This window comes from Ensifer sp. ENS02, from assembly GCF_014851885.1.
GTDB classification, from domain to species: domain Bacteria; phylum Pseudomonadota; class Alphaproteobacteria; order Rhizobiales; family Rhizobiaceae; genus Ensifer; species Ensifer adhaerens.
The window spans coordinates 267,707-279,938 of sequence record NZ_JACVAO010000011.1 but is presented as its reverse complement, the minus strand read 5'-3'; the positions used below and the strand labels follow the sequence as shown (position 1 = coordinate 279,938).

Here is a 12,232-nt window from a genome sequence, read left to right as displayed (position 1 = left end):
AAGTTCCAGGGCGTGAAGGCGGCAACCGGACCGACCGGCAGCTTGACGGTCATCTGGGTGACATCGGGTGCGCGCGGCGGAATGATCTGGCCGTAGGCCCGCTTTCCCTCCTCGGCGAACCACTCGATGATGTCGGCGGCGCCAAGGATCTCGCCCTTCGACTGGGCAAGCGGCTTGCCTTGCTCGCGCGTCATCAGAAAGGCGATGTCGCCGGCCCGTTCGCGCAGCAGGGCGGCTGCCGACCGCATCACCTGGGCGCGGTCGAAGGCGGAGGTTGCCCGCCACGTCTTGAAGCCCTTCTCGGCGGCCGCAAGCGCCTCATTGAGGTCTTCCACTTCGGCCCAGGCCACCTGGCCGATCGTTTCCTCGTTGGCCGGGTCGATGACGGGAATGGTCTTGCCGGAACGCGCCGGCCGCCAGGCGCCGTCGATATGAAGCAGGATGTCTGGGTAGTGAGCCATGGGAAACCCTTTACTGAATGAAGTTCGTCGCTTTGAGCGCGACGCCGTAGGATCAGGTCGATGGGGAACAGGTCGCCTGGCCAGGCGACCTTGAGATCTGGAGATGGGGACGTGGCCGCCCCGTTGCAAGGCGGCAACCCTATTCGGGGCGAACTGAAGACGCTCCGCTCGCAGACGTCAACCCCCTGGCTACCTTCTCGAACTCGTCTGCGTATTGCTAGCCCGATCAGGGGAGCGCCGATGTGGCCTGCGGCTGACCGCCGAAGTGGGCAATCATGAGCCTGCACAGGCTTTCCATTGCGGGTCCGCGGACCCGATCGATCCGGCGGATCGTGTAGAGGGGGAGAAGCGGGCCGGGGAGACCGTTGCGGGCCGCGAGTGGCACCTCGCAGAGCCGCCCTTCACCAAGATCTGCCGCGACCAGCCATAGCGGCAGATGACCCCACCCGGCCCCGGCAAGAATGAGGGCGTGTTTGGTCGCAAGGTCGCTGACCCTCAGCGTTTGCTGCGAGAAGACTGCGTAGCTCACCGCCTGCGCATCGGCTGCAGGATCCGCAACGACGATCTGCAGATGGTCGGCAAGGTCGACCGTCGTCAGGCCAACGGTTCCGTCGCGGGGTGCGGCCAGGGGATGACCGCCGGCGCATACCGGAACCATGCCCGGAAAGGCTGCGACCGCCTCGCTGGCGATATGTGCGTCCGTTTCCTGTGCCGCCGTCAGGCCGAGGTCGCAGTCGCCGTCGAGCACCAGGCTCAACGCCATCGTCATCGGCGCCGTCACAAGCTCCACCCGCACGCCGGGATGCGCGCGGGTAAAATCGCTGATGACCCGTGCAATATCCGGCAGAGGAAGCAGCGGGTCGAGCGCCACGCGCAGCGCCGATTCCATGCCCTGATTGAAGCCGTTCGCCTTGGCCCGCAGCGCGTCGGCCTTTATCAGCAAGGTCCTGGCTTCTGCAAGCAGGGTCGCTCCGGCCTTCGTCAATTCGGGGCGGTGCTGGGAGCGGTCGAACAGCGGCAGGCGCAGTTCCGTTTCGAGGTTCAGGATGGCGCTGCTGAGGCCGGATTGGGCACGCCCGAGCGCGCGCGCTGCCGCCCGGAACGAACCGTGGTCGACGACGGCGACGAATACGCGCAACTGGTCGAGCGTCAAGGCATCCAGCATGATCGGCCATCCCGATCAAAGTGATCGATATTTGAGCAATTACATTGATCATTTGAATTGGGCAATGCTCCGCCCACGGGTTAAGGGAGCAGGCAATGGAACGGCCGATCATCAATCACACCTCCGACACGCGGGAGGCATGCGACTGTGATCGCATCACCGTCCGTATCTTCGCCTCTTCCGTCCCGTGCAACGTCGATGAAGCTTCTATCGCCGGCCGGCCGCCGGACGAGGCTTTCCTGCTGCTAGGGCCTGGCGTGGATCCGGTATTTCGCACCCACGTTTCCGGATCTGTCGCCCAGGCTCTAGCGGTCGGGTACCGCACCGTTGGGAGCACGCCGTGATGCCGCGCATGCGCCCCATTCCCGCAATCGGCCAAGCTCGTGGCGTATCGTCACCTGATGCCCGCGATGTCAGTGCCGTTCTCGCGCTCGTCGCCCGGGTCGAAGAGACCCAATGGCTCCGGGACGTCGACGGTTTCGTCTCGTTGCTGGCGCCACAGGCCGTATGGACAACCGCATTCGGGCGCCAAATCGTCGGTGCGCCGGCAATCCATGCCTTCACCGCCGCCGTACTCCCGAACCTGTTTCGCGATTTTCAGGCGCTCTACGACGTCGAGCGCATCACCTTCCTGCATGCGGATGTCGTCGCGGTGAACGTGCGGCAAATTCCTGTCGATGCCGAAGGCAACCGCCGGCCGGGCGAGGACGAGGGGCGGCCGCTCTATATTCTTCGACGCCACGATGGCGCCTGGAGGATCGTTGTCGCCCAGAACACCACGCACCAGAACGAAAAGATCGCCGCCCAGCAGCGGGCGGTGGATGAAGCAACCAGCGGCGAGACCCAAGCGCATGAATGAAAGATCTGCCGGCCACGCCACCTTCGTCATTCGCCGCAGCTACGCCGCAACACCGGCGACCGTTTTCCATGCCTTTGCGGATCCCGCCACCAAACGACGCTGGTTCTTCGAAGGGGAGGGGTGGACGGTCGACGAATTCACCTCGTCTTTCGAGGTCGGCGGCCGCGAGCACAGCCGCTTCCGCTTCGGAAACGGCCCGGTCATGTGCAACGACACGATCTATCTTGAGATCGTTGCGAATAAGCGCATCGTCTTCTCCTACACGATGACCGTGGCGGGAAGGCCGATTTCGGCTTCTCTCGGAACCCTCGAATTTTCCGCTGACGGCGAGGGAACGCGCCTCAACTACACCGAGCAGGCCGCCTTCCTCGATCGTCTCAACGAGCCGGGCGAACGTGAGGTTGGGTTTCGCGAATTGTTTCAGGCGCTTGCCGACGAAGTCGAGCGCGCGCCGGCCGATGCCTGACGGACGGAGGAACCGTCACCACTGAAGCGATGGCCGTCAAAACCTGATGAGCGACACCCGAAGATGAACAATTTTTAATTGTTTTTCAGGGTGTTGCGCCATTGAAGCGGCCACATTTAGGCCCAGCTTCCGATAGTCGGCACCACCTATCGCCGCGTGCCGACAGCAAGGTCTGCGGAGGCGCCGATGCTCAGCCGATCAAGTGTCACGTGTCGTATCGCCGTCGTTCTTCTCGCAATCGCCGCCGTCGGGTTCGTGGTGGCGCGCAAGCCCGTGCCGAGCGAAGCGAAATTGCCGGCCAACGCGACCGTCAGCACCAAGCGTGGCGCCGTGTCCGTGCAGACGGCGACAGTGACGCTTAAAGATGTTCCCGTTGTCGTCCATGCCCTGGGCAACGTGCAGGCCCCCGATACCGTGGAAGTGGGCGCGCGCATTGCGAGCCAGATCACGGCCATCCACATCAAGGACGGGCAGATGGTCAAGGCGGGCGACCTGCTGTTCACGCTCGACGACCGCACGATAAAGGCCGGGCTTGCCCGTGACCAGGCGATCGTCGCCAAGGATACCGCGCAGCTTGCCGACGCCAACACGGAACTCGAGCGTGCCAAAACCTTGCGCGACGCCAAGACCGGCACCCAGCAAAGCTATGACACCGCTCTCTCGCTTCAACAGGCGGCGCAGGGGACCCTGGATGCCGATCGCGCCACCGTGGATGCCGATCAGGTCGCGCTGAGCCTGACCGAGATCACCGCGCCGATCGGTGGACGCCTGGGCGCCGTGCAGGTCGCGCTCGGAGATCTTGTCGGCCAATCGGGCGCGACATCGAACAATCTGGTGACGATCACGGCGATCGACCCGATCGACGTTACGTTCCGCCTGCCGGAAGAGCGCTTGCAGACGTTCAAGGATCTGATTGATCGCGGGACGCCTCCACCGGTTCGTGCCAGGTCGAGCGGCACGCAAACAGTGATCGGCGAAGGCGTACTCGATTTCATCGATTCTGCCGTCGATACCGCATCCGGCACCATCGCCATGCGCGCGACCTTCCCCAATACCGCTCAGAAGCTCTGGCCGGGCCAGTTCGTGGATGTCGATATCGATCAGGCGCAACTGCATCAGGCGCCTGTTATCCCGAGCGTTGCGGTCCAGCCCGGGCAGGACGGCCCGTTCGTCTTTGATGTGAAGGATGACAACACGGTCGAGACCCGCGCCGTGTCCGTGCTGGCCGACGACGGCAAGGAGGCCGCCATCGGCACGGGCCTTGCCGCCGGTGACCGGGTCATCATCGAAGGACAGGCGCGGCTGAAGTCGGGTGATGTCGTTGTCGCTGCAGGCGCGGCCGATCTGGCCGCGGATTAGGATTTGCCATCATTCGGGAGTGCGTGAAATGCCGCTGTCCGAGTTCAGTATCCGCCGCCCGATCGCGACCATATTGTTATCGGTCGCGCTCATCCTGGCAGGCGTTTTCAGCTATCTCGTCCTGCCGATAGCCGCGCTTCCGCGAACGGATTTCCCGGTCATCAACGTTTCTGCCTCGTTGCCCGGCGCCTCGCCCGAGACCATGTCGACGTCGGTCGCCATTCCACTGATCAAGCAGTTCGCCACCATCGCCGGGATCGACACGATCTCGACGACGAATGCACTCGGCTCGACCTCGATTTCAATCGAGTTCGTGCTCGGGCGCAACATCGATGCCGCCGCCGCCGACGTGCAGGCAGCCATCACCAGGACGCTCAGGCTGCTGCCACAGGACATGCCGGCGCCGCCAAGTTACCGGAAGGTCAACCCGGCGGATGCACCGGTCTTGCTCCTGGCGCTGAAGAGCAGCACCGTGCCGCTCACCGAACTCGACGCCATCGCGCAGCAGGTGATTTCGCCCACGCTTTCGGTGCTCGACGGGGTGGCGGAAGTGTCCATCTTCGGCAGCCAGCAATATGCCGTGCGCATTCAGATGCATCCTGACGCGCTTGCCGCGCGCGGCATTTCCGTCGACCAGTTGAGGACGGCGGTTGCGGCGGCGAACGACAATTCGCCTCTCGGCACCGCGCAGACCAGCGATCGTCAGGCGGCGATCGTTGCGGACACGCAGCGCATGAATGCCGCCAGTTTCGCGGATATCATCGTCAAAAGCGTCGACGGCAGGACCGTGCGGCTCGGTGACGTCGCGACGGTGATCGATTCCGTTGCCAACAACCAGACGGCAAGCTGGCACGACGGTTCGCGGGCGATCATCCTGGCCATCCAGCGGCAGCCGGATGCAAATACTGTTGAAGTCGTCGACCGGGTGCAGGCGCTTCTGCCGTCGCTTCGCCAGTCGCTTCCGGCCGCAGCCTCGATCGAAACGCTCAGCGACCGGTCCATGTCGATCCGCGGGGCGGTGCACGACGTCCAGTTCACCCTGATCCTCACCGTCGGCCTCGTGATCCTCGTCATCTTCGCCTTCGTTCGCCGCCTCTGGGCGACGCTTATTCCGGCGCTTGCCGTTCCGATCTCGATCATCGCCACCTTCGCGGCGATGTATCCACTTGGCTTTTCGATCGACAATATCTCGCTGATGGCGCTCACGCTTTCCGTCGGGCTGGTGGTGGATGACGCCATCGTCATGCTGGAAAATATCGTGCGGCACATGGAAGAGGACGGCATCGATGCTTTCTCGGCGGCGCTCATCGGTTCGCGTGAGATCGGCTTTACGATCATCGCGATTTCGCTGTCGCTCGTCGCGGTCTTCATTCCCGTCTTGCTGATGGGCGGCGTGATCGGCCGCATTCTCAACGAATTTGCGATCGTCGTCACCGTTGCCATCCTCGCTTCCGCCTTCGTTTCCCTTACCCTGACGCCGATGCTTGCAGCGCGGCTTCCGGCGAGGGCGGATGGAGCAGAGAAAGCGCGCGGGCTGCGGCAGCTGGATCTTGTATTCGAACGAGGTTTCGACGGGCTTCTGCGCGCCTATGAGCGGCTGCTATCGCTCTGCATAAAGGCGCGCGCGCCGGTGTTTCTGCTTTTCCTGTTTACCGTCGTGATCACGGGCTACCAGATCGCCACGATCCCGAAGGGGTTCTTCCCGCAGGAGGACATCGGCCAGTTGCAGGTTACGACCCAGGCGCGCCAGGACATTTCCTTCGCCGCCATGTCGAAGCTCCAGTCCAATGTGGAGGCGGTGTTTGCCAGTTCACCCTACGTCGCCCATGTCGCAAGCACGATCGGCTCGGGCGGCGCGTCGAGCGCGCTCAACTCCGGTCGGCTTTTCGTCGAGCTAAAGCCCAAGAGCGAGCGTCCGCCGCTTGAAACCGTCCTTGCGGATTTGCGCCGGAAGCTGGCGGCGATCCCCGGTATCCAGGCCTTCATGTCGCCGGTCCAGAACCTCTCGGTCGGATCGCGCGCGTCGGCCAGCCAGTACCAGCTGGTGCTCCAGAGCCTCGATCAGCCGTTGATGAACGAATGGGCGCAGAAGCTCCATGATGCGATGAGCGCGGATCGGACCTTCTTTACCGACGTCGACAGCGACCTTCAGATCAACGCTCCACAAACACGGCTCGTGGTCGACCTCGACAAGGCGGCAACGCTCGGGGTCAACGCGAGCGAACTGCGCACCACGCTCTATGGCAGTTTCGGTACCGAGCAGATCTCGACGATCTACACGGCGGGCGACAGCTACGAAGTGATCCTGGAACTCGATCCCTCGATGCAATGGTCAGCCGACAAGTTCGACGAACTGCGTGTCGGCAGTGCCAATGGCGGCCTTGTTCCGCTCGGGGCCTTCGCCCGGGTCGAGACCGTATCCGGACCGCTCACCATCAACCAGCTCGGCCAGCTGCCAGCGGTCACGCTTTCCTTCAACCTGCCGGCCAAGGTCGCCCTCGGTGACGCCCTTGCGGAGATCGACCGCCTCAAGGCAGAAGTCGGCATGCCGTCTGAGGTGACGACCCGCAATTACGGCACCACGCAGTTGTTCGAAGACGCCGCCGCCAACCAGGGTCTGCTGGTGCTGGCGGCGATCGTCACGATCTACCTCGTGCTCGGTATTCTCTATGAAAGCTTGATCCATCCATTGACCGTGCTTTCCGGTCTGCCGTCAGCCATATCCGGGGCGTTGCTTGCCATCCATTTCGGCGGTTTCGACCTCTCGATCATCGCTATTGTCGGCGTGCTAATGCTGATCGGTGTCGTCAAGAAGAACGCCATCATGATGATCGACGTTGCGCTGACGCTGCAGCGCGCCGGTTCGCCGGCCGCCGAGGCCATCCATAAGGCTTGTGTCATGCGCTTCCGCCCGATCATGATGACCTCGGTTGCTGCGATCATGAGTACGCTGCCGATCGCGATCGGCAGCGGCGCCAGCGCAGAACTGCGTCAGCCGCTTGGGGTCGCCGTCGTCGGCGGCCTGCTGGTGTCGCAGCTTGTGACCCTCTTCGTGACCCCGGTCATCTATCTGTACATGGAAGATTTCATGCGGGTCGCTTCCCGCCTGGTTCGCCAGGGGCTGCAGATCACCAGGGGCGAACGACCGACTGCGGTCGACGATCAGCCGGGACACGGATAGCCCGACGTTCCGGGATCACGCTACCCTCAGGCGGATGAGGCGGATGTGAAGACCGCAAGCTGCGCATCGAAGGCGCGCTTGTAGGCCGGCCGCGCCTTGCCGCGCGCGACGTAGGCGGAGAGGTTGGGATACGCGTCGAGCAAGCCTGAGTTTTCCAGCCTGCGCAGCACCGTTACCATCAGCAGGTCGCCGGCACTGAAGGCGCCATCGAGCCAGTCGGCCTCCGCGAGCCGCCTGGACAATTGGGCGAGCCGAACGCGGATACGATCTTCGAGCATCAGCAGGCGCTCCTGATACCAGTCCTTGTCCCGCTCCACGTAGGTGGTCGCTTCACGCTCGAGGATCGGCGGCTCCACGGTGTTAAGCGAGGCAAACATCCAAGTGATCGCCCGTGCGCGGGCATCGGCGTCACTTGGAAGCAGGCCGGCATGACGCTCCGCGACATGAAACACGATGGCACCAGTTTCGAACAGGGCAAGGTCGCCGTCCTGATAGGTAGGGATCTGCCCGAAGGGCTGAAGCGCGATGTGCGCAGGTTCCTTCATCGTCTTGAAGGTAACGAGGCGAACCTCGTAGGGCTGCCCCACTTCTTCGAGCGCCCAGCGAACGCGCATGTCGCGTGCGAGACCTCGGCCGCGATCGGGCGATTTTTCAAAGGCGGTAATCGTGATCGTCATCTTTTCCTCCACGGCTTGCCTGTCCTGAAGACGATTGGCCAAGCGGGATGCCGACATTCATTTTCGCCGCTCGGCGCCGGAAGCGGAAACCGCGATGATGCTGGCAGATAAAGTGATCTCTTCCTCGGTCGGAGAACAGCCGGCTCGCTTCAAAAAGACGTACTGCTCGTCGAGACTAGCCCGAATGGACAGCTTGCTCCAACAGCCGTGGCGAAGTATAAAAGTGTCATAAACGTTATTGTCGAGCGCAATGGAAGTTGATGCCGGCAATTGCGTATCGCTTTCGCCTTTTGACCATTGATGTACTGGCAGAAGCCTTGAGAGCGAAAAAGAAAAGAAGGCCGGAGCCAGCGCGCTCCGGCCTTTTTTGCTGTCTGCTTATCGCTGCGATGCGCAATCCTATTGGCGCGGGCTTGCACCTTTAGCGGTCATGCATTGTTCCTGCTCCACGAGGGCTAATCCAGGGGTAGGTTTCCCGGTTTCGTCCTGTGGATGTTCGCGCCCCGTTCGCGATGGAGGGTCTAGGTGCTGCGATGCCGTGCCATCAGCTTTGCCTGAAGCACGACCACGACGAGCAGGAAGGCGCCGCGGATAACGGACTGCCAGTAGGCGGAAAGCGAGATCCAGCCGAGGCCGTTTTCGAAGTTCAGGATGTTGAAGACCATGGCAAGCAGCAGCGCGCCGGCAAGCGTCGCACCAACTGAGCCGGAACCGCCGGTCAACAGCGTACCGCCGACGACGACGGAAGCGATCGCGAAGAGTTCCCAGCCCACGCCTTCCGTCGGTTGCCCCGCGCCGAACTGGGAAGCGAGGATGACGCCGGCAAGACCGGCGAGCGTGCCCGAGGCGAGATAGACGCCGGCAAGCGCGCGCTCCACCTTCAGGCCCATCAGGCCAGCCGTCGCCTCGCCGTCACCGATCGCCAGGATATGCCGTCCGATCGGGAGCTTTTGCAGCACTAGCCAGCCGAGCACATAGGCCGCAAGCGCGATCCAGGCGGGAATGGGGAACCCCAGGAAATCGTCCTGCCCGATCACCGTGAAACCGGTCTCATAGGAGACGGAGACAGACTGGTTGTCCGCTAACAAAAGGCCAGTGCCATAGGCGGCGAGCATCGTCGCGAGTGTGGCGATGAAGGGCTGGATCCGCATCTTCGTAATGATGAAGCCGTTGAGCGCGCCGACGGCAAGGCCTGCCGCCATGCCGCCCGCAAGCCCCGCCGCCCAATGATAGGGGGATAACAGGGCTGCCACCACGCTTGCCATCGCCGCCGTGCCGCCGACCGACAGGTCGATGCCGCCGGTGATGATGACAAAGGCCATGCCGAGCGCGATCAGCGCGAACATCGAGTTGTAGCGCAGGAAGCTCAGGATGTTGTAGGGCGACAGGAAGTTGTCATAGCGCAGCGCCCCGAAGAGGATGAGACCGGCAAGCGCCAGGATGACGCCGAACCGGGCAAGGTCGCCGGAGTTCTTGACCAGGAAGAGGCGGAGGATCGGTTGCATCGTGGTTGCCTCTAATGTTTGCTGGCGCGCTGCTGGATGAAGACGGCGGTAACAATCAGCCCGGCCTTGACGATGAGCGCTGCCGCATCCGGAACGCCATTGGCAAGCAGCGTGTAACGCACCAGCTGGATCACGAGGGCGCCGAGTACCGTGCCGACGATATTGGCCCGTCCGCCCGTCAGTAGCGTCCCGCCGACAGCAACCGCGGCGATCGCATCGAGCTCCATGCCGAGGCCGACAAGGTTGGCATCGCTTGCAGAGTTGCGGGCAACGACGATGAGACCGGCCACACCGGCAAGCGCGCCGCTTATCATGTAGACGAAGAGCTTGACCCGTTTCACCGGTATGCCGGTCAGGCGGGCGGCCTTCTCGTTGCCACCGACGGCGATGATCTGTCGGCCGATGACGGTGTAGCGGATCATCGCGAAAGCCGCTGCGACGATGACGATCATCAGCAGGACCTGGGCCGGAACGCCGGCGATGCGACCGAGTGCGATGAACTGGAAGCCTTCATTCTTGAAGACCTGCAGGTTGCCGTTGGTCATCACCTGGGCGATGCCACGGCCGGCGATGAACAGCACAAGCGTGGCGATGATCGGCTGGATCGAAAAGCGGGTGACGAGGAAACCGTTGAAGAGGCCGAAGAGGGCAGCGGCGGCGATCGGCAAGAGGAAGGCAAGAGCCACCGCGAGCGCCATGTTTTCCACCGGCCAGAACTGGCCCATGAAGATCATCGGCGCCAGTGCGCCGGCAATTGCCATCAACGAACCGACGGACAGGTCGATGCCGCCGGTGGCAATAACGAGCGTCATTCCGGTCGCGACGATGACGATTGTCGCAACCTGGGTGAGGTTCACGTTCAGCGTCTGCAAGGACAGGAAGTTCGGCGTGACGGCGACGTTGAAGAGGATCAGCGCCAGGAAGGCGACGAAGGTGCCGTAGCGGCTGGCGAGCGTCAAAAGCCTATTTCCGGACGAAAGGGTTCCCGACGGCTGCGGGGCAGGGGTCTCGATCGTCGTCATGTCATTCTTCCTGGTGGGCTTCCTGGTGGGCCATGGCGGCAAGCAGCGCCGTCTCGCTCAAGTCCTTGCGCGACAGCGTCGCGACGGAAGTACCGTCGCTCAGGACCGTCACGCGGTCGGCGGCGGCAAGCAGTTCTTCGAGTTCAGACGAAATCATCAGCACGCTCAAACCCTCGTCGGCGAGACTGCGCAGGAGTTTGAGGATTTCCGATTTGGCGCCGATGTCGATGCCGCGCGTCGGCTCATCTACGATGAGGACCCGCGGGTCTGTGGCAAGCCAGCGGGCGAGCAGCACCTTCTGTTGGTTGCCGCCGGAAAGCTCCTTGATCGGCTGATCGGGGGAGGCACATTTGACGCCAAGCGCCCGGATGTAGCGGCTGACGATCTCATCCTGGCGCGCGCGGTCGACGATACCGGCTTTCTTCAGCTTTGGCAGCAAGGCGAGCGTCATGTTTTCGCGGATGCTCATGTCGGGCACGATGCCATCGATCTTCCGGTCCTCGGACACGAGGCCGATCCCATCAGCGATCGCATCCGCCGGTTCGCGATAGCTGCGTCCCTGTCCCTCCATGCGGATCGTGCCGCGCTCCATCCTATCGGCGCCGAAGATCAAGCGCGCCGTTTCGGTGCGGCCGGAGCCGAGCAGTCCGGCAAGGCCGGAGATCTCGCCCTCTCGCACAGCAAGGCTGACGTCGCGCACGCGCACGCCGGCGCCCGCCTTGTCGAGTTCGAGGCGGACGGGCCGCACCGGCGCGTCCTTCTCCGGTGCCATGGCCTGAAAGGCGGCAAGCTCCTTGCCGAGCATGTGGCGCACCAGCGCCATTTTCGGAATGTCCGCCATCGGGCTTTTGGCGACCGTCTGACCATCGCGCATGATCGTCACGCGGTCGCAGATCTCATAGAGTTCGTCGAGCCGGTGGCCGATGAAGATGACGGCGACGCCGGAGCGTTTCAGCGTGCGGATCGTATCGAAGAGGATGGCGACCTCGCGCTCGTCGAGCGAGGACGTCGGTTCGTCCATGATGACGAGCCGGGCGCTCTGCGTCACCGCGCGGGCGATCGCCACCATCTGCCGTGTCGCCGCATCGAAATGCGCGACGGGACGGTCGACGTCGATCGTCAGGTTGAAGGTTTTGAGCACCGCTTCGGCCCCGCGCCGCATGGCGGAATAATCGATCATGCCGAACCGCTTCGGCTCGCGGGAGAGGTAGATGTTCTCCGCCACCGAGCGCTGCGGGGCGAGATTGATTTCCTGGTAGATCGTCGCGATCCCGGCGGCCTGCGCCTCAGCCGGCATCGAGAAATCGACATCCCGACCGTCGTAGGCGATGCTGCCTTCGTCCCGGCGATAGACGCCGGTCAGGATCTTGATGAGCGTCGACTTGCCGGCGCCGTTCTGGCCGACAAGCGCCATGACCTCCGCCGGTTCGACCTCGAGCGAGGCGGATTTCAGTGCCGGCACGCCGGCGAACGCTTTGGAAATGCCCTGCATGGACAGAAGCATGGGTCTCCTCCCTATCTTCGCCATCCGCCGCCC

Annotated in this window: 11 protein-coding genes; 5 read left to right on the top strand and 6 right to left on the bottom strand. The window is 63.2% G+C overall.

Features of this window, described 5'->3' with window-relative positions:
• Nucleotides 1-461, bottom strand: a 461-nt coding sequence (locus IB262_RS24300; protein WP_192439607.1) for an aldehyde dehydrogenase family protein, incomplete at its 3' end; no start/stop codon positions are given.
• 226 nt (nucleotides 462-687) lie between these two features.
• Nucleotides 688-1,626, bottom strand: coding sequence for a LysR family transcriptional regulator (locus tag IB262_RS24295; RefSeq protein ID WP_060521191.1), 939 nt, complete (start codon nucleotides 1,624-1,626; stop codon nucleotides 688-690).
• A 95-nt stretch (nucleotides 1,627-1,721) separates the two neighbouring features.
• Between IB262_RS24295 and IB262_RS35730 the strand changes: the two genes are divergently transcribed.
• From IB262_RS35730 to IB262_RS24275, 5 genes are all read left to right on the top strand, one after another.
• Nucleotides 1,722-1,970, top strand: a complete 249-nt coding sequence (locus IB262_RS35730; RefSeq protein WP_060529873.1) for a hypothetical protein — start codon at nucleotides 1,722-1,724, stop codon at nucleotides 1,968-1,970.
• Nucleotides 1,970-2,485, top strand: coding sequence for an SgcJ/EcaC family oxidoreductase (locus IB262_RS24290; RefSeq protein ID WP_060580694.1), 516 nt, complete (start codon nucleotides 1,970-1,972; stop codon nucleotides 2,483-2,485). Before IB262_RS35730 ends, IB262_RS24290 begins: the two co-directional genes overlap by 1 nt.
• Complete coding sequence (locus IB262_RS24285; protein ID WP_090302489.1) at nucleotides 2,478-2,951, top strand: SRPBCC family protein; 474 nt, start codon at nucleotides 2,478-2,480, stop codon at nucleotides 2,949-2,951. The genes IB262_RS24290 and IB262_RS24285 overlap by 8 nt, the downstream gene beginning before the upstream one ends.
• Before the next feature lie 186 nt (nucleotides 2,952-3,137).
• Entirely contained in the window at nucleotides 3,138-4,310 is a 1,173-nt protein-coding gene (locus tag IB262_RS24280) for an efflux RND transporter periplasmic adaptor subunit (RefSeq protein WP_192493912.1), read from the top strand.
• A 28-nt stretch (nucleotides 4,311-4,338) separates the two neighbouring features.
• Entirely contained in the window at nucleotides 4,339-7,491 is a 3,153-nt protein-coding gene (locus IB262_RS24275; protein ID WP_192493911.1) for an efflux RND transporter permease subunit, read from the top strand.
• Between the two features lie 26 nt (nucleotides 7,492-7,517).
• Here IB262_RS24275 and IB262_RS24270 read toward each other — a convergent pair whose 3' ends face one another.
• From IB262_RS24270 to IB262_RS24255, 4 genes are all read right to left on the bottom strand, one after another.
• Nucleotides 7,518-8,168, bottom strand: a complete 651-nt coding sequence (locus tag IB262_RS24270; protein ID WP_060529877.1) for a glutathione S-transferase family protein — start codon at nucleotides 8,166-8,168, stop codon at nucleotides 7,518-7,520.
• Nucleotides 8,169-8,689: 521 nt separating this feature from the next.
• A complete protein-coding gene (locus tag IB262_RS24265) occupies nucleotides 8,690-9,673 on the bottom strand; it encodes an ABC transporter permease (protein WP_192493910.1) in 984 nt (327 codons plus the stop codon).
• A gap of 11 nt (nucleotides 9,674-9,684) precedes the next feature.
• A complete protein-coding gene (locus tag IB262_RS24260) occupies nucleotides 9,685-10,695 on the bottom strand; it encodes an ABC transporter permease (protein ID WP_034803379.1) in 1,011 nt (336 codons plus the stop codon).
• 1 nt (nucleotide 10,696) lies between these two features.
• Nucleotides 10,697-12,199: a sugar ABC transporter ATP-binding protein gene (locus tag IB262_RS24255; RefSeq protein WP_192493909.1), complete on the bottom strand. Its 1,503-nt coding sequence runs from the start codon at nucleotides 12,197-12,199 to the stop codon at nucleotides 10,697-10,699.
• Between the last annotated feature and the right edge of the window lie 33 nt (nucleotides 12,200-12,232).

Bases quoted from the DNA above. Each gene is read 5' to 3' on its own strand.
- IB262_RS24295 (WP_060521191.1), bottom strand. From the start codon at position 1,626: ATGCTGGATGCCTTGACGCTCGACCAGTTGCGCGTATTCGTCGCCGTC.
- IB262_RS35730 (WP_060529873.1), top strand. From the start codon at position 1,722: ATGGAACGGCCGATCATCAATCACACCTCCGACACGCGGGAGGCATGC.
- IB262_RS24290 (WP_060580694.1), top strand. From the start codon at position 1,970: ATGCCGCGCATGCGCCCCATTCCCGCAATCGGCCAAGCTCGTGGCGTA.
- IB262_RS24285 (WP_090302489.1), top strand. From the start codon at position 2,478: ATGAATGAAAGATCTGCCGGCCACGCCACCTTCGTCATTCGCCGCAGC.
- IB262_RS24280 (WP_192493912.1), top strand. From the start codon at position 3,138: ATGCTCAGCCGATCAAGTGTCACGTGTCGTATCGCCGTCGTTCTTCTC.
- IB262_RS24275 (WP_192493911.1), top strand. From the start codon at position 4,339: ATGCCGCTGTCCGAGTTCAGTATCCGCCGCCCGATCGCGACCATATTG.
- IB262_RS24270 (WP_060529877.1), bottom strand. From the start codon at position 8,168: ATGACGATCACGATTACCGCCTTTGAAAAATCGCCCGATCGCGGCCGA.
- IB262_RS24265 (WP_192493910.1), bottom strand. From the start codon at position 9,673: ATGCAACCGATCCTCCGCCTCTTCCTGGTCAAGAACTCCGGCGACCTT.
- IB262_RS24260 (WP_034803379.1), bottom strand. From the start codon at position 10,695: ATGACGACGATCGAGACCCCTGCCCCGCAGCCGTCGGGAACCCTTTCG.
- IB262_RS24255 (WP_192493909.1), bottom strand. From the start codon at position 12,199: ATGCTTCTGTCCATGCAGGGCATTTCCAAAGCGTTCGCCGGCGTGCCG.